Annotated in this window: 21 protein-coding genes; 15 read left to right on the forward strand and 6 right to left on the reverse strand. The window is 74.5% G+C overall.

All coding sequences use genetic code 11. From position 1 onward, the window contains the following. The 5 genes from ACIO9K_RS36680 to ACIO9K_RS36700 form a co-directional block, all read left to right on the forward strand. The coding region (locus ACIO9K_RS36680; RefSeq protein ID WP_157849844.1) for an acyl-CoA dehydrogenase family protein at nt 1-96 on the forward strand (96 nt) is incomplete at its 5' end. 99 nt (nt 97-195) lie between these two features. After that, the gene (locus ACIO9K_RS36685) at nt 196-702 is read left to right on the forward strand and encodes a GNAT family N-acetyltransferase (RefSeq protein ID WP_400336217.1); all 507 of its coding nucleotides are present in this window, start codon (nt 196-198) and stop codon (nt 700-702) included. A 49-nt stretch (nt 703-751) separates the two neighbouring features. Continuing rightward, the gene (locus ACIO9K_RS36690; RefSeq protein WP_363625815.1) at nt 752-1,420 is read left to right on the forward strand and encodes a class I SAM-dependent methyltransferase; all 669 of its coding nucleotides are present in this window, start codon (nt 752-754) and stop codon (nt 1,418-1,420) included. A 123-nt stretch (nt 1,421-1,543) separates the two neighbouring features. After that, nucleotides 1,544-3,136: an alpha/beta hydrolase gene (locus tag ACIO9K_RS36695; protein ID WP_400336219.1), complete on the forward strand. Its 1,593-nt coding sequence runs from the start codon at nt 1,544-1,546 to the stop codon at nt 3,134-3,136. 86 nt (nt 3,137-3,222) lie between these two features. Further along, complete coding sequence (locus ACIO9K_RS36700) at nt 3,223-3,672, forward strand: MarR family transcriptional regulator (RefSeq protein WP_363625811.1); 450 nt, start codon at nt 3,223-3,225, stop codon at nt 3,670-3,672. 115 nt (nt 3,673-3,787) lie between these two features. Here ACIO9K_RS36700 and ACIO9K_RS36705 read toward each other — a convergent pair whose 3' ends face one another. Next, the gene (locus tag ACIO9K_RS36705; RefSeq protein WP_363587630.1) at nt 3,788-4,180 is read right to left on the reverse strand and encodes a MerR family transcriptional regulator; all 393 of its coding nucleotides are present in this window, start codon (nt 4,178-4,180) and stop codon (nt 3,788-3,790) included. Nucleotides 4,181-4,332: 152 nt separating this feature from the next. Between ACIO9K_RS36705 and ACIO9K_RS36710 the strand changes: the two genes are divergently transcribed. Together ACIO9K_RS36710 and ACIO9K_RS36715 are read left to right on the forward strand one after the other, a co-directional pair. Further along, nucleotides 4,333-4,827 (forward strand): peptidylprolyl isomerase, encoded by a 495-nt coding sequence (locus tag ACIO9K_RS36710; RefSeq protein WP_363625809.1) that lies wholly within the window; start codon nt 4,333-4,335, stop codon nt 4,825-4,827. 225 nt (nt 4,828-5,052) lie between these two features. After that, nucleotides 5,053-5,610 (forward strand): hypothetical protein, encoded by a 558-nt coding sequence (locus ACIO9K_RS36715; protein ID WP_363587626.1) that lies wholly within the window; start codon nt 5,053-5,055, stop codon nt 5,608-5,610. A 71-nt stretch (nt 5,611-5,681) separates the two neighbouring features. Here the strand turns inward: ACIO9K_RS36715 and ACIO9K_RS36720 are convergent, their stop codons facing one another. Continuing rightward, on the reverse strand, nt 5,682-6,614 hold the full coding sequence (locus ACIO9K_RS36720) for an LCP family protein (RefSeq protein ID WP_363587624.1): 933 nt from the start codon (nt 6,612-6,614) through the stop codon (nt 5,682-5,684). A 912-nt stretch (nt 6,615-7,526) separates the two neighbouring features. Here ACIO9K_RS36720 and ssuE point away from each other — a divergent pair. The 6 genes from ssuE (at nt 7,527) to ACIO9K_RS36750 (ending at nt 15,959) form a co-directional block, all read left to right on the forward strand. Beyond that, a complete protein-coding gene (ssuE, locus tag ACIO9K_RS36725) occupies nt 7,527-8,081 on the forward strand; it encodes an NADPH-dependent FMN reductase (RefSeq protein ID WP_400336223.1) in 555 nt (184 codons plus the stop codon). 333 nt (nt 8,082-8,414) lie between these two features. Continuing rightward, nucleotides 8,415-9,203 carry an ABC transporter ATP-binding protein gene (locus ACIO9K_RS36730; RefSeq protein WP_387818356.1) on the forward strand — a complete coding sequence of 263 codons (789 nt, stop codon included), beginning with the start codon at nt 8,415-8,417 and terminating at the stop codon, nt 9,201-9,203. An 18-nt stretch (nt 9,204-9,221) separates the two neighbouring features. Beyond that, nucleotides 9,222-11,789 carry an ABC transporter permease gene (locus ACIO9K_RS36735; RefSeq protein WP_400336225.1) on the forward strand — a complete coding sequence of 856 codons (2,568 nt, stop codon included), beginning with the start codon at nt 9,222-9,224 and terminating at the stop codon, nt 11,787-11,789. Between the two features lie 180 nt (nt 11,790-11,969). Beyond that, nucleotides 11,970-13,970 carry a hypothetical protein gene (locus tag ACIO9K_RS36740; RefSeq protein ID WP_400336227.1) on the forward strand — a complete coding sequence of 667 codons (2,001 nt, stop codon included), beginning with the start codon at nt 11,970-11,972 and terminating at the stop codon, nt 13,968-13,970. A gap of 236 nt (nt 13,971-14,206) precedes the next feature. Next, nucleotides 14,207-15,247: a glycosyltransferase family 2 protein gene (locus ACIO9K_RS36745; RefSeq protein WP_063349120.1), complete on the forward strand. Its 1,041-nt coding sequence runs from the start codon at nt 14,207-14,209 to the stop codon at nt 15,245-15,247. Between the two features lie 97 nt (nt 15,248-15,344). After that, a complete protein-coding gene (locus tag ACIO9K_RS36750; protein WP_400336229.1) occupies nt 15,345-15,959 on the forward strand; it encodes an acyltransferase in 615 nt (204 codons plus the stop codon). 25 nt (nt 15,960-15,984) lie between these two features. On the opposite strand, the gene ACIO9K_RS36755 is transcribed toward ACIO9K_RS36750, so the two are convergent. From ACIO9K_RS36755 to ACIO9K_RS36765, 3 genes are all read right to left on the reverse strand, one after another. After that, the gene (locus tag ACIO9K_RS36755) at nt 15,985-17,640 is read right to left on the reverse strand and encodes an LCP family protein (protein ID WP_400336231.1); all 1,656 of its coding nucleotides are present in this window, start codon (nt 17,638-17,640) and stop codon (nt 15,985-15,987) included. Nucleotides 17,641-17,832: 192 nt separating this feature from the next. After that, nucleotides 17,833-19,182, reverse strand: coding sequence for an LCP family protein (locus tag ACIO9K_RS36760; protein ID WP_400336233.1), 1,350 nt, complete (start codon nt 19,180-19,182; stop codon nt 17,833-17,835). 36 nt (nt 19,183-19,218) lie between these two features. Then, entirely contained in the window at nt 19,219-20,010 is a 792-nt protein-coding gene (locus ACIO9K_RS36765) for a TIGR03089 family protein (RefSeq protein ID WP_363587608.1), read from the reverse strand. A gap of 104 nt (nt 20,011-20,114) precedes the next feature. On the opposite strand from ACIO9K_RS36765, the gene ACIO9K_RS36770 reads away from it, so the two are divergent. Continuing rightward, nucleotides 20,115-21,227: an N-acetylmuramoyl-L-alanine amidase gene (locus ACIO9K_RS36770; RefSeq protein WP_363625800.1), complete on the forward strand. Its 1,113-nt coding sequence runs from the start codon at nt 20,115-20,117 to the stop codon at nt 21,225-21,227. A gap of 19 nt (nt 21,228-21,246) precedes the next feature. Here ACIO9K_RS36770 and ACIO9K_RS36775 read toward each other — a convergent pair whose 3' ends face one another. Continuing rightward, complete coding sequence (locus ACIO9K_RS36775) at nt 21,247-21,738, reverse strand: SgcJ/EcaC family oxidoreductase (protein WP_363587604.1); 492 nt, start codon at nt 21,736-21,738, stop codon at nt 21,247-21,249. A gap of 6 nt (nt 21,739-21,744) precedes the next feature. Between ACIO9K_RS36775 and ACIO9K_RS36780 the strand changes: the two genes are divergently transcribed. Further along, the gene (locus ACIO9K_RS36780) at nt 21,745-22,710 is read left to right on the forward strand and encodes a DNA-3-methyladenine glycosylase family protein (RefSeq protein WP_400336236.1); all 966 of its coding nucleotides are present in this window, start codon (nt 21,745-21,747) and stop codon (nt 22,708-22,710) included. Nucleotides 22,711-22,725: the final 15 nt, after the last annotated feature.

The raw sequence follows: 22,725 nt of genomic DNA on the forward strand, positions 1-22,725 counted from the left end.
CCGGTGGAGCGGATGATGCGGGACGCGAAGATCACCCAGATCTACGAGGGGACCAACCAGGTCCAGCGCATCGTCATGGCCCGCAACCTGCCGTAGCCGGACGGCGCTTCGACCCCGACCGCACCTCGGCCCCGACCGCACCTCGGCCCCGAAAACCGGGCGACGGCGGGCGGCCCGCTTCGTAGGCTGCCCGCCATGTCCTCCGCACTGAGCCTGGCCCGGATCACCCCCGACACCATCGACGCCGCCCTCGCCCTGAAGGTGCGCCCCGACCAGGAGGCCCTGGTCGCGCCGGTGGCGACGTCGCTGGCCGAGGCGTACGCCCACGGGGACACCGCCTGGCCCCGGCTGATCATGGACGGGGAGCGGCCGGTCGGCTTCGTGATGGCGTTCTTCGACATCAGGTTCGACCCCGAGCAGCCGGACGACCGCCCCCGCTCCGGCCTCTGGCGCCTGCTCGTCGACGCCGACCGGCAGCGCGGCGGCTACGGCCGCTTCGCCGTCGAGCAGGTCTGCGCCGAGATCCGCCGCCGCGGCGGCACCCGCGCCACCGTCACGTACGTCCCCGGCCCGGACGGCCCCGCCGCCTTCTATGCCGGCCTGGGCTTCCGCCCGACCGGCGAGACGAGCGGCGACCAGACGGTGGCGGAGCTGGAGCTGGAGTTGGAGCCGAGGCTGGAGCCGGAGCCGGCCGCGCGCTGACCGCCGCGGCGATGCTGCGGCCCGGCGGCGACGGGTAGGGTGCCGGACCATGGCCGAGCCGGACTTCCTCACCACGACCAGGGCGTTCTACGACGCCATCGCCGTCGACTACGCCGACCGCTTCCGCGACGAACTGGCCGGCGAGCCGCTGTCCCGGGCGGTGCTCGCGGCCTTCGCCGAGCTGGTCCGCGCCGAGTCGGTCCGTACCGGGCGCGCCGACGGCCCGGTGGCCGAACTGGGTTGCGGCCCCGGCCGGGTGACGCACCACCTGCACGGCCTCGGCCTCGACGTCCGCGGCATCGACCTGTCGCCGAGGATGGTCGAGCTGGCCCGCGCGACGTACCCCGGGCTGGACTTCACCGAGGGCTCGCTGTTCGACCTCCCGCTGCGGGACGGCGAGTTGACCGGCGCGGTCGCCTGGTACTCGATCATCCACACCCCGGCGGAGCGCTTGCCGGAGGTGTTCGCCGAGTTCGCGCGGGTGCTCGCCCCGGGCGGCCACCTGCTGCTCGCCTTCCAGGTCGGTGACGAGCCCCTGCGGATCGACCAGCCCTTCGGCCACCCGGTGGCGCTGGACTTCCGCCGCCAGCAGCCGGACCGGATCGCGGAGTTGGTCCGCGAGGCCGGACTGCGGCTCACCTCCCGCACGCTCCGTGAGCCGGAGGAGGGCGTGCAGCCGACCCCGCAGGCCTACCTGCTGGCCCGCAAGCCCGCCTGAGCCGCGCGGGGCGGCGGTGACAGCGGCATGGCAGCGGTGCCGGTGGGATGTGAGAGGTCTGGCAGCGGGCGCCCCGAGTCTTGGTGACTGCACGTCAGTCCACCGAAACGGGAGGCCCTGCCCATGCCCCGACCCCGCCTCACCTCCGCCCTCAGAACCGGCGCCGCCGCAGCCGCCGGGCTGCTGCTGGCCGGTCTCGCCCCGGCCGCCTCGGCGGCGGCCGCCCCCGCAGGGCCGGTACCCCGGCTGGACTGGCGGTCCTGCGTACCGGACTTCGACTGCGCCCGCGCCACGGTGCCGATGGACTACCGCGACCCGGCCGGGCGCACCGTCGAGCTGGCCGTCATCCGGCACCCCGCGACCGACCCGGCGCACCGGATCGGCTCGCTGTTCTTCAACCCCGGCGGCCCGGGCGTGCCCGGCACCCAGGCGCTGCCCGCCGTGTACGGGATGCTCCCGGCGCAGGTGCGGGAGCGGTTCGACCTGGTCAGCTTCGACCCGCGCGGCGTCGGTGACTCCACCGTGCCGCAGTGCTTCCCGGACGCGGCGGCCGAGCAGGGCCTGCTCGCCGGGCTGCCGGCCGGCTACCCGGTCGGCGCCGCCCAGGAGTCGGCCTGGGCGACGACGTACGCGCGCTTCGGCCGCCAGTGCGCCGACAACGAGCGGACCGGCCTGCTCGCCCACCTGTCCACCGCCGACACGGCCCGCGACCTGGACCTGCTGCGCGCCGCCGTCGGCGACCGCCGGCTGAGCTACCTCGGCACCTCGTACGGCAGCTACCTGGGCGCCACCTACGCCAACCTCTTCCCGACCCGGGTACGCGCGATGGTGCTGGACAGCGCCCCCGACCCGGTCGCCTGGTCCACCGGGCGCTCGCCGCAGCAGCGCGCCCTGCCGCCGTTCCTGCGCACCGGCAGCGACCTCGCCGGCGCCCGCACCCTCGACGCCTTCCTCGACCAGTGCGCCGACGCCGGCCCCGCCGCCTGCGCCTTCGCGGCGGCGGACCGGGACGCCACCCGCGCCAAGTTCGCCGAACTGCTCGACCGGCTGGGCCGGGCGCCGGTGACGCTCGGCGCCCCGCCGGCGGCGGCCACCTTCGACCAGGCCTCCACCGCCTCCACCGTCCTGCCGATGCTCTACGCCGCCACCCCGGTGCCGAACGCCCCCGGCACCGGCTGGCCGGCGCTGGGCGGACTGCTCCAGCAGCTGTGGACCGCCGCCCCGGACGCCTCGGCGCCACTGCCGACCGGCGGCCAGCCCAAGCAGGCGCAGACCCTCGGGGCGCTCTGCGCCGACACCGTCAACCCGCCCGTCTCCGGTGCCGACCCGGCCGCCGACACCACGTACCCGGCGCTGTCCGCCCTCGCCCGGGCCCGTGCGGGCGCCACCGGCCCGTACCTGGTCTGGCAGAACCAGCGCTGCGCCGCCTGGCCGGCCGAGGCCGCCCGGGACCGCTACACCGGCCCGTGGAACCGGCCGACCTCCGCGCCGATCCTGGTCGTGGCCCTCACCGGCGACCCGGCCTGGCCCTACGAAGGGTCCCGCGCGCTCGCCGACACCCTCGCCCGCGGCCGCCTGCTGACCGTCCACGGCTACGGCCACACGGCGCTGGGCAACCCGAGCGCCTGCGCCTGGGACCGCGAGCAGCGGTACCTGGTCAGCGGTGAACTCCCGCCGCCCGGCACGGTCTGCGAGCCGGACCACCAGGCGTTCTAGCCAGGACGCTCTGGCGGTGCAGCCGCCGGAGTCGTGCGCGTGCGCGGAGTCCGTGCACGCGCACGCACCTCGGTACGATGAACGTCATGAACCGTGCCGACCTCTCCCTGGGCCCGCTGTCCGAGCAGGACCACGCCTTCTACGGTCTGGTCTGGGCCGGCACCACCCTCGCCGCCCAGGTGGACCGCGAGCTCACCCGGGTGCACGGGCTGTCGCTGTCCTGGTTCGAGGTGATGCTCTGGCTCAACGGGCAGCAGGAGCCGGTCGCCGCCTCCGACCTGGGCGCGAAGACGATGCTCAGCCGCAGCCAGGTCTCCCGGGTGGTCGACGCCCTGGCCGCACGCGGCCTGGTGGCCCGCACGCCCTCCGCCTCCGACGCTCGGTCGGTGCGGATCGAACTGACCGGGCAGGGTCGCGCCGCCTTCGCCGAGGCCGACGCCACCCGGCGGGCCGTCCTCGCGCCGGTCTTCACCGACCGGCTCGACGAGGGCGACATCGCGGCCCTGGAGGCGGTCTGGCGCAAGCTGAAGGCCTGAAGCCCCGAGCCCCGAGCCCCGAGCCCCGAGCCCCGAGCCCCGAGCCCCGAGCCCCGAGCCCCGAGCCCCGAGCCCCGAGCCCCGGGCCCCGGGCCCCGGGCCTCCGCGGTCTCGGCTACACCGCGTCGGCCTCCGCCGCCCCGGCCCGCGGCCGGCCGGAGGCGGTCGCGATCACCTCGTCCAGCACCTCGCGGGAGCGGAGCAGGTCGGTGATCATCCGGTCGATCCGGTCCCGTTCGGAGGCCAGTTCCTCGACCAGCAGCGGGGTGGCGATCTCGTTCGGGCCGCCGTCTGAGTCGCGCATGCAGGGGAGGATCTTGTAGATCGTGCGGCTGTGCAGCCCGGCCGCGAACAGCTCCTGGATCAGCACGACCCGGTCCACCGCCGGCTCCGGGTACTCCCGGTGCCCGCCGTCGGTCCGTCGGGCGACCAGCAGGCCCTGCTGCTCGTAGTAGCGCAGCGAGCGCTCGCTCACGCCCGTCCGTCGGGCCAGTTCACCGATCCGCATGCCGTCCACCCCGTCGCCGTGACCGAACGCTTGAACCCGACGGTGATGGTAGCTTCCGCGGCCCTCGCGCCGGCCGGATAACACGGGGCCGCCACCCGGCGCCGGGCCGGGGGTGACGCGCGTCGGCCGACGGGTCGTGCCATGATCCCTGCATGGCTTCCAACGTTTTCTTCGACATCGAGATCGACGGCGTTCCGTCGGGCCGCATCGTCTTCAAGCTGTACGACGACGTCGTCCCCAAGACCGCCCAGAACTTCCGCGAGCTCGCGACCGGCCAGAACGGCTTCGGCTACGAGGGCTCCGGCTTCCACCGCGTGATCCCGCAGTTCATGCTGCAGGGCGGTGACTTCACCAACCACAACGGCACCGGTGGCAAGAGCATCTACGGCGAGAAGTTCGCCGACGAGAACTTCAAGATCAAGCACACCCGCCCGGGCCTGCTGTCGATGGCCAACGCCGGCCGCAACACCAACGGCTCGCAGTTCTTCATCACCACCATCGTCACCGACTGGCTGGACGGCAAGCACGTCGTCTTCGGCGAGGTCGTCGAGGGCATGGACGTCGTGACGGCGGTCGAGAAGCTCGGCTCGCAGAGCGGCCGCACCTCGGCGAAGGTCACCATCGCCAAGTCCGGCATCGTCGAGTAGTCACCGGTTCATCGGTTCGAAACCGCACACCGCCCCGGCCGGGGAAGTCCGATCAGTCGACTTCCCACTCCGGGGCGGTGGCGTGTCCGGGGGCAGGGTAGCCCGGTGAGCGGGCGGGCGGGCCGGAACCGCGCAATCACTCCGGGTGCCGATCCGGTCGCTCTAGGCTCTCCGTGCGCGGTCGGAGCCGCGGCGAACTCGACACTCCGGCAAGGTGGTTCACCGATGGAACAGGACGCCGACGACGGCGCGGTGACGTACGAGCAGGTGACGGTGGTCTCGCTGGCCTCGTGCGAGCCGGTCAATCCGGCGCGGATCGCGGTGCGGGTCGCCTGCGAGGTCATGACGGTCAAGCGGGTGGCGGGCTACTGGGTGCGCTGGGATGAGCGCTGGGGGCCGGAGGAGATCCGCCACCACTCGCGCTGGGTGCCGGACGAGGAGTACGTGCGGCCGGGCACCGGCGGCGTGGACGGCGCGCTCACCGTGACGGTGGCCGCGTACTGGACGTACCGGGAGGGCGGCAGCCCGCGCCGGCCGGCCACGGAGACCGCGGTGGCCTTCCGGCCGGGCGAGGCCGAGCACGAGCTGGTGCTGGAGCGGCCCGACCCGCACCGCCCGGCGGCCCTGACCGTGCACCTGACCGGCGCCCGCTGGTTGGCGGGCGGCGAGGGGCGGCTGATCCACTACGGCTACGCGGGCGCCACCGAGGCCGCCGGCGGCGAGGGGGAGTGGCTGGTCCGCTTCCCCGAGTGCGGCACCGGCCTGCTCCCGCAGGCGGGTTAGGCGACCGCGGCCCGCGGCCCGGGCCGACATCCACCCATGGTGTCGGCGTGGCCACTTCACGTCACGGCGGGCTACTTGATGTCCGGTACCGCGGTGTCGTTCTTGAAGGCGTCGAAGACCTGCTTGGACTTGGCGGCGTCCCACAGCACCGCCGACTCCCCGGTCTTGGTCCGGTAGTCCGGGTTGCCGATCGGGACGGTCAGGGTCTTGCCGCCGCCGCCGTTGACGTCCTTCATGGCGAGGAAGAGCGAGCCGAGGTCGGTGAGGCCGGCGTCGTCGTCGACGATGAGGGTGCCGAGGGCGGAGTCGACCAGCGGGTAGAAGGTGAACGGGTTCAGCACGGTGCCGGGGGAGGCCGCCTGGTGGGCGAGGGCGCCGAGGAACTTCTGCTGGTTGCGCATCCGGCCGAGGTCCTGGTCGGCCATCTGGTGGCGCTGGCGGACGAAGGCGAGGGCCTGCTTGCCGCTGAGGGTCTGGTCGCCGGCCTTGAGGTCGAGACCGGAGTCCTTGTCCTTGAGGTCCTGGTCGATGTGCATCTCGACGCCGCCGATGGAGTCGACGATGCCGACGAAGCCGGCGAAGCCGATCTCGGCGTAGTGGTCGATGCGGATGCCGGTGTTCAGCTCGACGGTCTGGACGAGGAGGCGGCCGCCGCCGTTGCCGAAGGCCGAGTTGATCTTCGAGGTGGTGCCCTTGAGGGTCTTGCCGCTGCTGCTCTTGTACTCGGGGATCGGCACCCAGGAGTCGCGCGGGATGCTCATCAGGGTGTTCCCGTTGTCCCCGACGTGCAGGATCATCATCGAGTCGCTGCGCTTGCCCTCGGTGTCGTGACCGGTGTGCAGGTCGTCCTGTTCCGAGTCGGTGAGGCCCTGGCGGCTGTCGGAGCCGACGATCAGCCAGTTGGTGCCCTTGCCGGCCGGCGGGCGGCCGGGGTAGTCGGCGAGCACGTTCTCGTGGTTGAGCTTGGAGTCGGCCCAGAACCAGGTCGAGACGGCGGTGACCATGACGGCGATCAGGAGGCCGAAGACCGACCACTTGACGATCCGGCGCCGCGGCCACCGCTTGGTCTGTATACCGCCCGGCTGGGCGCCGCCCGGGCCCCCGGGCCCACCCGGTCGTCCGGGACCGCCGGGACCGCCGGGGCCCCCAGGCCCACCGGGGCGGCCGCCGGGCTGCCCGCCCGGACCCTGCGGCGGGACGCCGCCGAGCCGGGACGGCTCCGGCTGTCGTGGCGCGGGCGCACCCGGCCCGCGCGGGTTCATCGACGACGGCAACGGCGGCTCGGCCGCCGCGCCGCCCCCGCCGCGCCCGTACGCGCCGCCGTTGCCGCCGCCCCCATACGGGTTCCCGTCTCGGTACGGGTTCCCGCCGCCTCCCGGGCGGCCCTCCTGCCACGTGTTCATGTCGTCGAGGATGCCCGACCCCGCTCGTGCTGACTCCCCCCGGGGTACTCCACCAGGTCGCTTGTAGCAGTTTTGATGCACGGGTCGGATCGTTCCGCCGCAACTTCCGCGCGGCCGTACGACGGTGGGGACGGGCGGTGCGGGCGCCGGGTCGACGTGAGCCCGGTCACCACGCGTCACGTCACCCGCCGTTCAACTGGCGAAACGATTCTTGACCGGCTCGAACGCAGCGTGTTTGCATTTCGGGTATGGATCAGCGTTGGGCACTCACGCGTCGGCGGCACGTCGACCTGCGGCGTGGTGTGGCCTGTTCGCTCTGTCGCGGCTGAAGCGCGCCCACCGGATCACCTCGGCGTCACCCCACCCGCGCCGAGCACCTCACCTCGAACGCGTCGAGCACGCCGAGCACGCCGAGCACGCCGAGCACGTCGAAACACCTTCCAGGGCTCCGACCCGCAGCGGTCCTCCTGCGCCGCGTGGCGCCGCCCCCGCTTCCAGCCAAAGGTGAACCCCATGGCCACCGTCCTGTCCGTTTCCGGCTCCCCGTCCGCCACCTCCCGCACCACCCGCCTGCTGCGCCACGTCGACGCCGGGCTGGAGGCCCGCGGCCACCACGTCGTCCCGTTCGAGGCGCGCAGCCTGCCCGCGCACGCGCTGCTGTCGGGCGACTTCGACCACCCGGAGATCGTCGCCGTGACCGAGTTGTTCGCCCGGGCGGACGGCGTCGTGATCGGCACCCCCGTCTACAAGGCCGCCTACTCGGGCCTGTTGAAGGCCCTGCTGGACGTGCTCCCGCAGTACGCGCTGGCCGGCAAGGCCGTCCTGCCGCTGGCCACCGGCGGCTCGCCCGCGCACGTGCTGGCGGTGGACTACGCGCTGCGCCCGGTGCTCAGCTCGATGGGCGCCGGCCACATCACCCAGGGCTGGTTCGTGCTCGACCGCCACATCACCACCGGGGAGGGCGGGACGACCCTGGTCGAGCGCGAGACCGACGCCCTGCTGGCCCCGGTCGTGGAGGGTTTCGCGCAGGCCCTGGAGCGGCTGGCCGTACCGGCGCTGACCGGCTGAGGAACCGGGGCCCGGGCCCCGTACGGGGCGTCCCCGAGACGGGGCGCGGCACCCCTTAGGGGGAGGGGGTGTCGCGCCCCGTAGATCCTTGGTTGGACGGCTTCATTCCGGCGGATGACGAGAGCGCCCGCCGTTGCTCCTAACGTTGTGGACGTCCCCGCTCGTGCCGACGAGGGGCGAGGTTCTCCCGGGAACCGGCGCCCGCCGGGCCCGGTGGGTGGGGTCAACTCCCGGTCGACGACCCTTCCCGCGCCATGCCCGCGTCCTGCGGCATGCCCGCGCACGGAGGGCCGGCCGGGGTCGACGGTCGGGCCCACTTCTTAGGAGACTCCAGTGACGACGGCAGCCACAGCCGTGTACGACCCCCAGCTTCCCGGCGGCGCGCCCGCCGTCGCCGCCGCGGCCCGTCAGGTCAGCAAGGCGTACGGCGCGGGCGAGACCAGGGTCACCGCGCTCGACGCGGTGGACGTCGACATCCAGCGTGGCCGCTTCACCGCGATCATGGGCCCGTCGGGCTCCGGGAAGTCGACCCTGATGCACTGCCTGGCCGGCCTGGACACGGTCAGCGGCGGGCGGATCTGGATCGGCGACACCGAGATCACCGGCCTCAAGGACAAGCAGCTGACCAGGCTGCGCCGGGACAAGATCGGCTTCATCTTCCAGGCGTTCAACCTGCTCCCGACGCTGTCCGCGCTGGAGAACATCACGCTGCCGATGGACATCGCCGGCCGCCGGCCGGACCAGGCCTGGCTGGACCAGGTGGTGGAGACCGTCGGCCTGGCCGGCCGGCTCAAGCACCGCCCGGCGCAGCTCTCCGGCGGCCAGCAGCAGCGCGTCGCGGTGGCCCGGGCGCTGGCCGCCCGGCCCGAGATCATCTTCGGCGACGAGCCCACCGGCAACCTGGACTCCCGGGCCGGCGCCGAGGTGCTCACCTTCCTGCGCCGCTCGGTCGACGAACTGGGCCAGACCATCGTGATGGTGACCCACGACCCGGTCGCCGCGGGCTACGCGGACCGCGTGCTCTTCCTCGCCGACGGCGTGATCGTCGACGAGATGCACGCGCCCACCGCCGACTCCGTCCTCGAACGCATGCGCCGTTTCGACGGCAAGCGGACCAGCTGAGCGGGCGGGACGGGACAGATGCTGCTCAAGACCGCTCTGCGGAGCTTCTTCGCCCACAAGGGCCGCATGGTGCTCTCCCTGATCGCCGTGATGCTGTCGGTCGCGTTCGTCTCCGGCACCCTGGTCTTCTCCGACACCGCGACCAGCACCTTCGACAAGCTGTTCGCCGCGACCGCCTCCGACGTCTCCGTCCAGCCGCCCAAGCCGGCCGAGGACGACGACCAGCAGGCCTCCGACAAGCCGCGGACCGTCCCGGTGGCGGCCGCGCAGCAGGTCGCCGCGGTGCCGGGGGTGAAGTCGGCGGTCGGCCAGGTCATGGTCGAGAACGCGACCCTGGTCGACCCGGCCACCAACAAGCTGGTCGGCCCGACCTCCGGCGCGCCGACCCTGGTCGGCAACTGGACCGAGACCCCGCGCAGCGCGGTGCACCTCACCCAGGGCCACGCCCCGCGGAACGCGGGCGAGTTGGTGCTGGACGCGGACACCGCGAAGAAGGCCGGGCTCGGCCTCGGCGCCAAGCTCCGGGTCGACAACGCCGACGGCCGGCACGAGTTCACGATCTCCGGCATCGCCTCCTTCACCACCACCAACCCCGGTGCGGCGCTGGCCTTCCTGGACACCCCGACCGCCCAGCAGGTGCTGCTCGGCGAGCAGGCGTACACCTCGGTCGAGGCGTTCGGCGACGGCAGCCGGGGCAACGACCGGCTCAAGGCCGACGCCCTGGCCAAGCTGGGTGCCGGCTACCAGGTGAAGACCGCGGCCGAGCAGAAGGACGAGAACACCAAGAGCATCGGCAGCGGCCTCGGCTTCATGAAGAACGCGATGCTCGGCTTCTCGCTCATCTCGGCGTTCGTCGGCTGCTTCCTGATCATCAACACCTTCTCGATGCTGGTCGCCCAGCGCACCCGGGAGATCGGCCTGCTGCGCGCCATCGGCGGCAGCCGCCGGCAGGTGAACCGCTCGGTCCTGGTCGAGGCGCTGATCCTCGGCGTGCTCGGCTCGACCCTCGGGGTCGCGGCCGGTCTGGGCATCGCGGTCGGCCTGATCAAGCTGATGAACGCGATCGGCATGAAGCTCGACGCGGGCGACCTGAAGATCGGTCCGACGGTGTTCCTCGCCGGGTACGCCCTGGGCATCGTGGTGACCCTGGTGGCGGCCTGGGTCCCGGCCCGCCGGGCGAGCCGGATCGCGCCGATGGCCGCGCTGCGCGACCACGGCACGCCGGCCGAGGGCCGCGCCAACCTGGTCCGCACGGTGGTCGGCCTGGTCCTGACAGCGGGCGGCGGCGGTCTGCTGGTGCTGGCCGCGCAGGCGGAGAAGGCGGCCACCGGCGGTCAGTACCTGGGTCTCGGCGTGCTGCTCACCCTGGTCGGCTTCGTGGTGCTCGGCCCGCTGCTGGCCACCGCCGTGGTGCGGGTGCTGGGCGCGCTGCTGCCGGCGCTGTTCGGCCCGTCCGGCCGGCTCGCCCAGCGCAACGCGATGCGCAACCCGCGTCGTACCGGGGCCACCGCCGCCGCGCTGATGATCGGACTGGCGCTGGTGATCGGCTCCTCGGTGTTCAGCGCCTCGACGGTCACCTCGGCCAACGCGCAGATCGACCGGTCGGTGGGCGCGGACTACATCGTCCAGGGCGGCCGCACCTCGATCACCCCCGAGATGCTGGACGCCGTCCGCCGGACCCCGGGCATCGACCACGTCACCACCCAGAAGTCCTTCGGCCCCAAGCTCCAGCTGCCGGACGGCCGGAGCGTGAAGACCAACCTCACCGCCGCGCCGCCCGCCTTCTTCGGCACCGACTTCCACCTCCCGGTCACCGCCGGTTCGGTGGACGCGATCGGGCGGGGCGAGCTGGGGATCGGCGAGGCCTTCGCGAAGGACCACGGCCTGAAGGTCGGCGACCAGGTGACCGTCGCCTACGGCAAGGGCCGCACCCAGGTGCTGCCGGTGGGCGCCGTGTTCGCGAAGGGCTCGCTGTTCGGCGACGGCTCCTTCGTCGACTTCGACACCATGGCCAGGGCCGTGCCCGCCGCCGAGCAGCCGCCGGTCTGGACGTTCTTCGCCAAGGCCTCCTCCGGAGCCGACGTCGCGAAGACGCTGACCGCCCTGGAGGGCGCGCTCAAGGAGTACCCGCAGCTGACCATCAAGGACCAGGCCGGCTACAAGGAGGTCGTGCAGTCCCAGGTCAACACCCTGCTCTACCTGATCTACGGCCTGGTCGGCCTCTCCATCACGGTCGCCGTGCTCGGGGTGGTCAACACCCTGGCGCTGTCGGTGGTCGAGCGGACCAGGGAGATCGGCCTGCTGCGGGCGATCGGGCTCTCCCGCCGCCAGCTGCGCCGGATGATCCGGCTGGAGGCCGTGGTGATCTCGGTGTTCGGCGCGGTCCTGGGCACCGGGCTCGGGCTGGCCTGGGGCGTCACCGCCCAGCGGGTGCTGCGCGACCAGGGTCTGGCCACGCTCTCCGTCCCGACCACCACGCTCGCGGTGACGCTGGTCGCCTCGGTGGTGATCGGGCTGGTCGCCGCCCTCGTCCCGGCCTTCCGGGCCGGGCGGATGAACGTCCTCGCGGCCATCGCGACGGACTGACCGGGGCCGTCGCGACGGACCGACCGCGGCCGTCACGACGGACCGGCCGGGCGGCGCGGGCCGCAGGACCCGGCGGTGGGGGGGCCGCCGAGGGGGGGAAACGGGGGGCAGGGGCCGGGTGCGGGCAGCACCCGGCCCCTGCGGCACGGGCCGCCCCCGGCCGACTGAGATGATCGTCCGATGTTCGCCCCGGATACCCCGGACGCCCCGCCGCTGCCCAGCGCCGCGCCCCTCACCGCCGCCGCTGCCACCCGCTGGCGCGCCGCCCGCACCGCCTGGCGCCTGGACGGCCGCTGGCCGGCGCTGCTGCCGGCCGCCTTCGTCATCCTGGCCACCGCGGTGGAGCCGACCCCCGGCGACTGCAACGTCCAGGGCGTCTGCCGGGACACCTGGGGCTCCTCGCTGGCCGCCTGGTCGGTGCTCGCCGAAGTGGTCCTGCTGGCCGGCCGGTTCCGCGGCCGGGCGCTGGTCCCGCCGGCCGTCCTCGCGGTGCTCTGGTACGCCCCGCACGGCCTGGTCACCCCGCTCGGCCGCTGGACGGCCGTCCTGGTCCACCTGCTGCTCTCCGCCGCGCTGATCGGCGCCGAGCTCGGCCGCCGCCGCGCCCGCCAGCAGCTCGACGAACTGATGGCCCCGCCCGTCCCCTTCCCCTGGACCGCCGCCGGAGCGCCCTCACCCGTCCACCCCGACGGCCCGCCGGTGCTGCGCCGCGCGCTCGGCGGCCTGCTGCTCGCCGCCGCCCTGGCGTTCCCGCTGTACGGGCTGTGGGGGCAGGCCCGGCAGCAGGCGAGCGCCGAACGGGCCGACCAGGTCACCGGCACCGCGGGCGACACCGACCAGGACGGCGTCCTGACCGTCCGCTTCCACCCTCCCGGCGGCGGCCCGGAACGCACCGCCCGGCTGGACGTCTGGTGGGCCCGGTCGCCGCAGCCCGGCGAGGCCGTCCCGCTGCTGGTGGACGGCGCCGCCGTCCGCGCCGCCGGCGACGACTATGACCTCACCGGCGCGCTGACCGCCGGCGGCCTGCTCGCCCTGCCCGGATTGCTGCTGCTCGGTTCGGCCGCCACCGCGAACGCCCGCCGCTCCCGGCCCTCCTTCGCGGGCTCCGCGCCCGCCCTCGCCGTCCGGGTCCGCGCCGACGCCCGGGGCGACCTGCTGGTGCAGCCGCTGGACGGCCCGCCGGACGGCCCCGCGCTCTGGCGGCTGGTCGAGGGCGACCGCTACCGCTGGGCCCGCTACGGCGCCCCGGGCGGCGAGGGCCCGGCCTGGGTGCCCGAACACCTGGAGACCGAGGACGACGACGCCGACCACCTCGATCTCGAGGTCTCCTACGACGAGGAAGAGGAGGAGCTCGGGGACGTCTTCGACCGGCTGACCCCGGAGCAGGCCGCCGCCTGGCTCGCCCGTGCCGGCCGGAGCGTGCCGGCCGTGCTGTACCGGGGGCCCGACGGGCCGGAGCAGCAGCTCCTGGTCCGCCCCGGACTGCTGGACCACGACCCGCGGTGGGTGGCGGCCGTGGTCGCCCCCGCCGCCCGGGCCCCGCGGCCGGGCCGGCGCACCGAGGGCTACCGGGAGCGGGAACTGGCCGTCGCCGCCCTGACCGCCGAGACGGTGGCCGCCGCCCCCTCGGCCGGGCCGGACGCCGAACCGGTGCCCGCCCGGCGCTGGGAGATGCCGCTGCCGCTGCGGGCGGTGGCCGGTCCGGTGCCCGCACTGCTGCTCGCGGGCCTCGTCGTGCTGCTCGGCAGGAGCGGCTGGTGGGGCGGGCTGGTGCACCCGCTCCTGACCGGCACGGTGGCGATCCTCGCCTGCGGCCGCACCCTCTCCTGGCAGATGGTCGTCGACCGGGACGGCCTGCGGATGGCCACCGCGCTGCGCACCCGGACCTTCCGGTGGCAGGAGATCAACGCGGCCGCGGTCCACCGCAACCTGCTCACCGTCCAGCTGCGCTCGGGCGAGGAGGTCACCGTCGGCAGCCGCCCGGCCGCCTGGCTGGCCGGACACTTCGGGGACCGCTACGACCCGGTGGAGCTGGCCCGGGCCGTCGCGACCGCCGCCCACCGGCCGGACCTGCGCCCGCACCGGTCGCTGCCGGACCGGCTGGGCGGCCCGCAGCACCTGCTGAACCGGTTGTCGCTGGCCGGCTACGCGCTCTTCACCGTCGTTCACCACCTGCTCTGAACCTGCGCCGAACCTGCACCGAACCCGCGCGGCCACCGCCGAACCCCGCAGGGGGCGCCCTCCCGGGCTCCGTCCCGTCCTCCGGAAACCGCCCGTTCCGACCCGGCTGCGGGCCCGTACGGGGAGCGGAGTACGGTGGGCGTGATCAAGGAGCCCAACCGGGCGTCGCGGGCTGCGTGCAGCGGCCCGGACCGGGACAAGACGGAGACGTGTCCGCACCGGTACGGTTGGCCCCGATGAACACCAAGGCTGCTGAGGAGCTGCCGGCTGTCTCCGTGATCATGCCGGTGCTCAACGAGGAACGACACCTGCGGACGGCGGTCCGGCGCATCCTGGACCAGGAGTACCCCGGGCCGATGGAGGTGGTGATCGCCCTCGGTCCGTCCACCGACCGGACCGCGGAGATCGCGGCCGAACTGGTGGCGGAGGACCCGCGGGTACGGACCGTGCCGAATCCCACCGGTCGCACCCCCGCGGGGCTGAACGCCGCGATCCGCGGCTCGCGCCATCCGATAGTGGTGCGCGTGGACGGCCACGGCCTGCTCACCCCCGGCTACATCACCACCGCGGTCCGGCTGCTCGACGAGATGGACGCCGCCAACGTCGGCGGCATCATGCACGCCGAGGGCGAGACCGAGTGGGAGAACGCGGTCGCCGCCGCGATGACCTCCAAGATCGGTGTCGGCAACGCCGCCTTCCACACCGGCGGCCTGGCCGGCCCGGCGGACACCGTCTACCTCGGGGTGTTCCGGCGCGAGGTGCTGGAGAAGCTCGGCGGCTACAACGAGGAGTTCATCCGCGCCCAGGACTGGGAGCTCAACTACCGGATCCGCCAGGACGGCGGGCTGGTCTGGTTCACCCCGCAGCTCAAGGTGACCTACCGGCCCCGGCCGTCGGTGAAGGCGCTGGCCAAGCAGTACAAGGACTACGGCCGTTGGCGCCGGGTGGTCACCCGCTACCACCGCGGCTCGGTCAACCTCCGCTACCTGGCCCCGCCGACCGCCCTGCTGGCCGTCACCCTCGGGCTGGTGCTGGGCGTCGCCGTCCACCCGGCCCTCCTCGCGGTGCCCGGCGCCTACCTGCTGGGCATCCTCGGCGGCGGGCTGGTCGGCGGCCGCGGCCTGTCCTTCAAGGCCAGGGCGATGCTGCCGGTGGCGCTCGCCACCATGCACCTCAGCTGGGGCTTCGGCTTCCTCACCTCGCCCCGCTCACTGGCCCGCCGGGTGATAGGCAGCGTCGGACCGGCCGCCAAGGACGTGCTCTCCAGGGCGAGCTGACGCCGACCCGGCAGGGTTCGTCCGACAATTTCCGCCGGGCGCGCGAATTGTCGGACGAACCCTCAGAGTCGAGCCCGCGCCGCTATCGTCGGTGCGCATGGCGACAGTTGAGGGCGGGCCCGGCGCGGCCCGGATCGAGCCGAGCGCGGACGTCGACGAACGGGCCGTCATCGGCGCGGGGACGACGGTCTGGCACCTCGCCCAGGTCCGCGAGGACGCGGTGATCGGCACCGAGTGCGTGATCGGCCGCGGCGCCTACGTCGGCCCGGGCGTCCGGATCGGGGACCGGGTCAAACTGCAGAACCACGCGCTGGTGTACGAGCCCGCGCTGGTCGAGGACGGGGTGTTCATCGGCCCCGCGGCCGTCCTCACCAACGACCGCCACCCCCGCGCGGTGACCCCGGACGGTCGGCCCAAGCGTCAACAGGACTGGTGCGCCGAAGGAGTGACGCTCCGTCAGGGCTGTTCGATCGGCGGCCGGGCGGTCCTGGTCGCCGGGGTGACGGTCGGCCGCTGGGCGCTGGTCGCGGCCGGCGCGGTGGTCCACCGGGACGTCCCGGACTTCGCCCTGGCCGCCGGCGTCCCGGCCCGCCGGATCGGCTGGGTCGGCCGCGCCGGCGAGCCGCTGGAGCCCGCCGGCGACGGCCGCTGGCACTGCCCCCGCACCGGCGAGCACTACCGGGAGACGGACGGAACCCTCGCGCCGGCGTAGGGCCTGACCACTCGGCGCACACGTCCTACTTGGCGCACGCGTCGGTGTCGTCCGCCTGCACCCGCTGGAGGTCCTTCGGTGCCTCGGTCGGGGCCGCCGCCGGAGCGGCGAGGACGTCCTTGCCCAGCACCAGCACCAGCGGGCCCTTCGGATCCGCCTTCGGGTCCGGCCGGACGGCGTCGCCCGGCAGGCCGAGCGCGGCGGCCAGGGCGGCGGCCGCGGCGTCCTGCCCGGCCGGGAAGGACACCGCGGTGGTCGCGGTGACGGGCGCGTCGGGGGCGGTCGTGGCCTTGGCGAAGCCCTTGCTGCGGAGCTTGTCCACGGTGGGCCCCGACTGCCCGCGCGTCCCGCTGCCGTTGCGCACCGTCACCCGGATGTCCTTGGGGTCCACCGTCGGGGCGGCGGCGGTCGGGGCCGCCGCCGCGGTCTCCGGTGCGGCCGTGGCGGCGTCGGCGGGCGCGGCGGTCTCGGTCAGCGAGCGGTCGCCCGCGACCATCGAGAACAGCTGCCCGGCGTCCGGCTGCTTGAGCACCAGCCGGTCCTTGTCCTTGGGGTCGTCCAGGACCGGCACGGTGGCGAAGGTGATGTTCTTGGTGTCGACCTTGCTGAGGTCCAGCGCGAGGTCCTTGAGCTTGTCGACGCTGCCGATCCCGGAGTCCACGGTGAGCGCCTTGGTGGCGGCGTCGGCGAGCTTGTAGAGCTTGCTCGGGCTGGTCAGGGTGTCGTCGCTCTTGATCTTGCGGATCATCGAGCTGATGAACTGCTGCTGGAGCGGGATGCGGGTGAGGTCGCCCCCGAAGCCGACGGCGTGCCGGGTGCGGACGAAGGCCAGCGCCTCGTCGCCCTGGACCACGTGCCGGCCCTTGCTCATCTTCAGGTGCGAGTCCGTGTCGTTGATGTCCTTGGCCGCGCAGACCTCGACCCCGCCGACGGCGCTGGACAGCGTCTTCACCGCCTCGAAGTTGACCTGCACGAAGTGGTCGACCCGGATCCCGGTCATCTTCTCGACGGTCTTCCAGGTGCAGCCCGGGTCGCGCCCCTCCTGGCCGAGGCTGTTGTTGAACATATCCCGCGCGGAGCCGGGGATCTTCTTGCCGTCGCTGCTCTGGCACTCCGGGATCGGCACCATCAGGTCGCGCGGGATGCTGATCGCGGTCGCGTTGGAGCGGTCCTTGGAGATGTGGAACAGCAGCGTGGTGTCGGCGTGCCCGGCGCTGCCCTCGTCGCCGTACTCGCGGCCGAGGCCCTGCCGGCTGTCGGTGCCCAGCACCAGGATGTTGAGCGCGTCCCCGGCGGCCTTGGGCCGCTCCTCCTCGTTGCCCAGCTGGACCTTGACGGAGGTCAGGTTGCTGTTGAAGTGCTGGTACAGGTAGTACGCCCCGCCGCAGCCCGCGACCATCACCAGGGCGCCGGCCCCGGCGGTCCACTTGAGCGCCCGGCGGCGCCGGGTCCGCTTGGCGGCGGCGGCCGCCCGGCGCCGGGAGTCGCGGCGGCCCGGCCCGGGGGTGCCGGCGGTCCCGGTCCCGGACTCGGTGGCCGGCGTCTCCTCGGCGGCTCTCCGTTCGGCCGTCCGGCGGCGCTGCCCGGGGATTCCGGCGGCCGGGTCGAGGCGGTACTGGCCGGTTTCCGGGTCGCGCGTCCACTGGTCGGCGGGATCGACCTCCGGTTTGTCCTGCTGCACGGGGGTTCCCTACCTCCGACCGGTCACGGCTCCGGCTCGCCCGTTCGGCGGGCCGATCCGGACACACTAGACGAGCCGAACGGCGGAATCCTTCCGGTGTGATCTGCGCCATGTTCAGGTAATGGCCGGGTAAAGTCCCCTGGGTGTGCGGGATTTCCGGAAAACCCGTGCCGACCTGCGGCGCAGCCGCGGTCAGTGCTGTGCGCAGGCGTCCACGTCGGCCGTGCGTCCCTCGAAGGTGGGCGAGGCGTCCGCCGAAGGTGACGCCTTCGCCGCAGCCCCCGCAGCTCCTGCGGCCCCGGCCGCCCCGTCCGACCCCGCGCCCGTACCTGCACCCGTCGCCACCGGGCTCGGGCTCGCACCCGCCCCGACCCCGACGCCCGCCCCGACCCCGACGCCCGCCCCGGCCCCGACACCGGCACCGGCCCCGGCGACGGCGCTCGGCGACGGCGCCGAACCGGGCGGCCGGACGGCGACCGACCGGTCGTCCCGCAGCGCGGTGAACAGCTGGGTGGTCTGCGGCTGCACGAACTCGTCCCGGTCCGAGTCGTACCGGTACGGGCGGCGCGGCGCGGTCAGGAGCACCACATCCGCCGAGGGGATGTCCCGCAGGTCCTGGGTGAGGTCGTACAGCGCCCCGAGCGAGGACAGCCCGCCGTCCGCCTTGACCGAGGAGGTGGCCGCGTCCAGCACCGGCCACAGCCGCGCCGGGTTCAGCAGCACGCCCTGCGACTGCACCTTGCGGACCAGCGCGGCCAGGAACTGCTGCTGACGGCCCATCCGCTGGGTGTCGCTGCCGTCGCCCAGGCTCTCCCGGGCCCGGACGTAGCCGAGTGCCTGCTCGCCGTGCAGGGTCTGCCGCCCGGCGGGCAGGTCGAGCCTGGCGTCCTTGTCGTGGATCGCCTGCGGGACGCACACCTCGACCCCGCCGATCGCGTTCACCATCGTCTTGAAGCCGTTGAAGTCGAGGATCACGTAGTGGTCGATCCGGATGCCGCTGAGCTGCTCGACGGTGCGGATCGAGCAGGCCGCGCCGCCCATCTCGAACGCCCAGTTGAACTGCATCAGCCCGGCCTTGCTGCGGGTGCCGTCCGGCTTCTCGCAGACGGGGACGGTGACCATGACGTCGCGCGGGAGGGAGACCGCCGTCGCGTGCTTCCGGTCGGCGGCCAGGTGCAGCAGGATCGTGGTGTCCGAGCGCTGGGTGCCCGGCTCGCCGCCGTACGAGGAGTTGGTGCCGGAGCGGTCGTCGCTGCCGATCAGCAGGATGTTCTCGGAGCCCTTGGCCCCGGCGGTCCGGCTCGGCCGCTCGGCCTCCAGCCGGGCGAGCAACCGGTCGGTGGCCGAGTCGGTGCGGATGTTGCCGTCCAGCTTGCGGTAGGCGATCCAGAGCAGTGCCCCGGTGGCGACCAGCAGGAACGCGACGACGCCGGCGGTGATCATCAGCCACCGCCGGCGCCGACGCGGGTGTTCGGGTTCGGAAGGGTGCGCATCCGTCGGGGGCGGGTCGGTCGGGGGGTGCGCGGTGTCGTCCTCGGCCATGGCAGGGATCCCTACCCGCCCGGTCCGACCCGGGGGTTACCCGAGGCGCAGTGTCACCCGTTCGGATTCGGTCCGCTTCTCCCACTGCTCGGGTTCGAGCCCCTGCGAGTTGCGGCACAGCACCACCGAGGCGCCGGCCGCCAGCGGCGCCAGCAGGCCGGCCTCCAGACCGGTCCAGTCGTCGAACGAGAGGGTGGACAGCACCCGGTCGCCGGGCTTGAGCCCGAGCCGGGCGGCCCCCTCCCGGGCCAGCGCGACGGTCTGCTCGCCGGTCAGCTTCAGCGGCAGCCCGTCCACGGCGGTCTCCAGCGCGTGGCCGTCCGGGGCGACGGGCGAGTACGGCGCGAAGCGGTCGCCCTGGCCGGGCACCTCGGCGGCGTAGTCGAGGAAGCCGTCGGGGCGCTGCGGGAAGCGTCCGCCGAGCGGGCGCAGGGCCAGGGCCACCCGCTCGCCCTCGCAGGCCTGGGCGGCCGCCAGTCCGTCCGGACCGCTGACCACCAGGTCGGCGTCGGCCGGGTCGCCGCCGGGCACCGCCGTCACCCCGACCGACCAGCAGGCCAGCAGCCAGACGGCGCTCTGCCAGTGGGCGGGGAGCAGCAGCACGGCCCGGTCGCCCGGGCCGGCGTTCAACTCGTCCTGGAGGAGGTTGGCCGTCTTGGCCACCCAGTTGTCGAAGGTCCGGGCGGACAGCTCCACCCGTTCGCCGGTGGCGTCGTCGTAGAAGGTGACCAGCGGGGCCGCGGGATCGACCGTGGGCGTGCCGCCTCGCAGATATGCGTGCAGCAGTTCGACGGGGGTGCGGGCATCGGCAGCGAAATGCGCAGTCATGGTGCGCCCCAGCCTACGGCCTTCGAGTGGGCCGTCGGGAGGGGTGGCGGACCGGGCGCGAGGCGGCGTGGCGAGCGGCCCGATTTGCCGCCACCATCCGGTTTATGCGCCTTTCCCTCCCGGCCGCCGTGCTCGCCGGCTGCACCGTCGCCCTGCTCCTCCAGCCCGCCGCCACCGCCGGCCCGGCCGACCCCGACGGCGCCCGGCGCCGCGGCTCCGCCGGCGGCGGGTCGGTCACCTCGCTGCCGCTCGGCCCCGGCCCCGCCCTGGCCCCGCGCACCACCCGGCCGTTCGAACTCCTCGGCGTCGGCTGGGACGGCCCGGCGGACGCGCTGGCCGGCGGCGCCGTCCGGGTCCGCACCCGGGACGCGGCCACCGGCCGCTGGGGCGACTGGCACGACCTGGAGGCCGACACCGAGGACGGCCCCGACCGTGCCCCGCGCGGCGCCACCGCGCCGCTGTGGACGGGTCGCAGCGACGGCGTCGCCGTCGAGGTGCGCCCCGGCCCCGCCGGGCCCCCGCCCGGCCTGCGGCTCGACCTGGTCGACCCCGGCCAGGGCGCGCCCTCGCCCGCCGCCCGGGTCCTGCCCAGCCGCCCCGCCGACGGCCACCAGGCCCCGCGCCCCGCCATCGTCGCCCGGGCCGGCTGGGGCGCGGACGAGTCCCTGCGCGACCGGACCTTCGAGTACACCGGCCCGGTCCACGAGGTGTTCATCCACCACACCGCCACCGCCACCGACTACGCCTGCTCCGACGCCCCCCGGGTGATCAGGTCGATCTACCAGTACCACGTTCAGAGCAGCGGCTGGCGGGACATTGGCTACAACTTCCTGGTCGACCGTTGCGGCACCGTCTACGAGGGCCGGGCCGGCGGCGTCGACCTGCCCGTCCACGGCGCCCACACCCTCGGCTTCAACACCGACTCGGCCGGCGTCGCCGCCATCGGCACCTACGTCGGCGACGCCCCGCCCCAGCCCCTCCTGGACGGCCTGGCCGCCATCGCCGGCTGGAAGCTCGGCCTCGCCGGCCACCCCGCCGACGGCCGCACCAAGCTCACCTCCGCCTCCGACGCCAGCCGCTACCCCAAGGGCACCGTCGTCGACTTCGACGCCGTCTCCGGCCACCGCGACGCCTTCAACACCGAATGCCCCGGCAACGCCCTCTACGCCCGGCTCCCCGCCCTCCGCACGGCCGCGGCCCACCTCCAGGCCCCCTGACGCGCCGCACCGCACCGCCCTACGCCGGCCCGGGCCCCCGCCCGACCAGCCCCCGCAGCTCCGCCGTCAACGCCGCCGCCAGGTCCGGCCGGAGGTCGTAGCGCGCCGGCGTGTTCTGCAGCAGTCCGATCCGCCAGCCCGCCCCGGCGTTCACCGCGATCACCGTCTGCACCGCGTTGAGCGCCGGGTCCAGGTCCTCCGCGGCGTCCGGCACCAGCCCCGCGACGGCGTCCAGCTGCGCCACCCCGGGCCCCAGCGCGCGGACCCGGCGCACCCTGGCCACGTACTCCGGCGTCGCGTGGTCCGCGAAGAGCCGCCCCAGTTCGGCGGCGATCACCGACCGCCCGCAGTGCCGGGTGCCGTCGAAGCCGATCACCTCCCCGTCCTCGGCGAACGGCCCGGCGAAGGCCGAACCGTCCCGCTGGTTCCACCCGTCCAGCGCCCGGTGGTACAGCGCCCGCACCGCGCTCTCGTCCCCGGAGGACAGCTCCGGCAGCCGCGTATCGTTCATATCCCCATGGTCGACGAAGGCGGTGGAGCCGGACAGCGGAGGAGGTGCGCGGCGGTGACGGGCGAGTCGGTACGGCGCTGGCGGCCGGGTTTCCCGCTGGACGTCGCCCGGACGCTGCTGCCGCTGCGCCGGGGCCCCGCCGACCCGGCGTACCGCATCACCGGCGACGGCGCGCTCTGGCGGGCGTCCCGGACCCCGGCCGGGATCGGCACGCTGCGGGTGCTGGCGCGCCCGGCCGCCGGCGAGGTGGAGGCGACCGCCTGGGGCCCGGGCGCGCCGTGGCTGTTGGAGCGGCTGCCGGTGCTGCTGGGCGCGCAGGACGACCCGGAGGCCCTGGTGCTGCCGCCCGGCCCGCTGCGGGACGCCCAGCGCCGCACCGCCGCGGTCCGCCTCACCCGCACCGGGCTGGTCCTGGAGTCCCTCGTCCCGGCGATCCTGGAACAGAAGGTGACCACCGACGAGGCCTACCGCGCCTGGCGCACCCTGCTACGGGACTTCGGCACCGCGGCGCCGGGCCCGGCCGAGGGCATGCGGGTGGCGCCGTCGGCCCGGGAGTGGGCGCTGGTGCCGAGCTGGGAGTGGCACCGCGCGGGGGTGGACCCGAAGCGCTCGGCGACGGTCATGCGCGCCGTCCGGCTGGCGCCCCGGCTGGAGGAGGCCGCCGCGATGGACCACGCCGAGGCCTTCGCCCGGCTCACCGCCGTCCCGGGGATCGGCCCCTGGACGGCCGCCGAGACCCTGCAGCGCAGCAACGGCGATCCGGACGCGGTCTCGGTCGGCGACTTCCACCTGCCCAACCTGGTCGGCTGGGCCCTGGCCGGCCGCCCCCGCAGCGACGACGCCCAGATGCTCGCCCTGCTGGAGCCCTACCGCCCGCACCGCCACCGCCTCTGCCGCCTCCTGCTGGCCACCACCCCCCACGCCCCCCGCTACGGCCCCCGCCTCACCCCCAACGACCACCGGCGGCGATGAGCCGGAAGCGCCGTG

The organism is Kitasatospora sp. NPDC087271 (genome assembly GCF_044744605.1).
Classification (GTDB): domain Bacteria; phylum Actinomycetota; class Actinomycetes; order Streptomycetales; family Streptomycetaceae; genus Kitasatospora.

Bases quoted from the DNA above. Each gene is read 5' to 3' on its own strand.
- ACIO9K_RS36685 (WP_400336217.1), top strand. From the start codon at position 196: ATGTCCTCCGCACTGAGCCTGGCCCGGATCACCCCCGACACCATCGAC.
- ACIO9K_RS36690 (WP_363625815.1), top strand. From the start codon at position 752: ATGGCCGAGCCGGACTTCCTCACCACGACCAGGGCGTTCTACGACGCC.
- ACIO9K_RS36695 (WP_400336219.1), top strand. From the start codon at position 1,544: ATGCCCCGACCCCGCCTCACCTCCGCCCTCAGAACCGGCGCCGCCGCA.
- ACIO9K_RS36700 (WP_363625811.1), top strand. From the start codon at position 3,223: ATGAACCGTGCCGACCTCTCCCTGGGCCCGCTGTCCGAGCAGGACCAC.
- ACIO9K_RS36705 (WP_363587630.1), bottom strand. From the start codon at position 4,180: ATGCGGATCGGTGAACTGGCCCGACGGACGGGCGTGAGCGAGCGCTCG.
- ACIO9K_RS36710 (WP_363625809.1), top strand. From the start codon at position 4,333: ATGGCTTCCAACGTTTTCTTCGACATCGAGATCGACGGCGTTCCGTCG.
- ACIO9K_RS36715 (WP_363587626.1), top strand. From the start codon at position 5,053: ATGGAACAGGACGCCGACGACGGCGCGGTGACGTACGAGCAGGTGACG.
- ACIO9K_RS36720 (WP_363587624.1), bottom strand. From the start codon at position 6,614: ATGGTCACCGCCGTCTCGACCTGGTTCTGGGCCGACTCCAAGCTCAAC.
- ssuE (WP_400336223.1), top strand. From the start codon at position 7,527: ATGGCCACCGTCCTGTCCGTTTCCGGCTCCCCGTCCGCCACCTCCCGC.
- ACIO9K_RS36735 (WP_400336225.1), top strand. From the start codon at position 9,222: ATGCTGCTCAAGACCGCTCTGCGGAGCTTCTTCGCCCACAAGGGCCGC.
- ACIO9K_RS36740 (WP_400336227.1), top strand. From the start codon at position 11,970: ATGTTCGCCCCGGATACCCCGGACGCCCCGCCGCTGCCCAGCGCCGCG.
- ACIO9K_RS36745 (WP_063349120.1), top strand. From the start codon at position 14,207: ATGAACACCAAGGCTGCTGAGGAGCTGCCGGCTGTCTCCGTGATCATG.
- ACIO9K_RS36750 (WP_400336229.1), top strand. From the start codon at position 15,345: ATGGCGACAGTTGAGGGCGGGCCCGGCGCGGCCCGGATCGAGCCGAGC.
- ACIO9K_RS36760 (WP_400336233.1), bottom strand. From the start codon at position 19,182: ATGGCCGAGGACGACACCGCGCACCCCCCGACCGACCCGCCCCCGACG.
- ACIO9K_RS36765 (WP_363587608.1), bottom strand. From the start codon at position 20,010: ATGACTGCGCATTTCGCTGCCGATGCCCGCACCCCCGTCGAACTGCTG.
- ACIO9K_RS36770 (WP_363625800.1), top strand. From the start codon at position 20,115: ATGCGCCTTTCCCTCCCGGCCGCCGTGCTCGCCGGCTGCACCGTCGCC.
- ACIO9K_RS36775 (WP_363587604.1), bottom strand. From the start codon at position 21,738: ATGAACGATACGCGGCTGCCGGAGCTGTCCTCCGGGGACGAGAGCGCG.
- ACIO9K_RS36780 (WP_400336236.1), top strand. From the start codon at position 21,745: ATGGTCGACGAAGGCGGTGGAGCCGGACAGCGGAGGAGGTGCGCGGCG.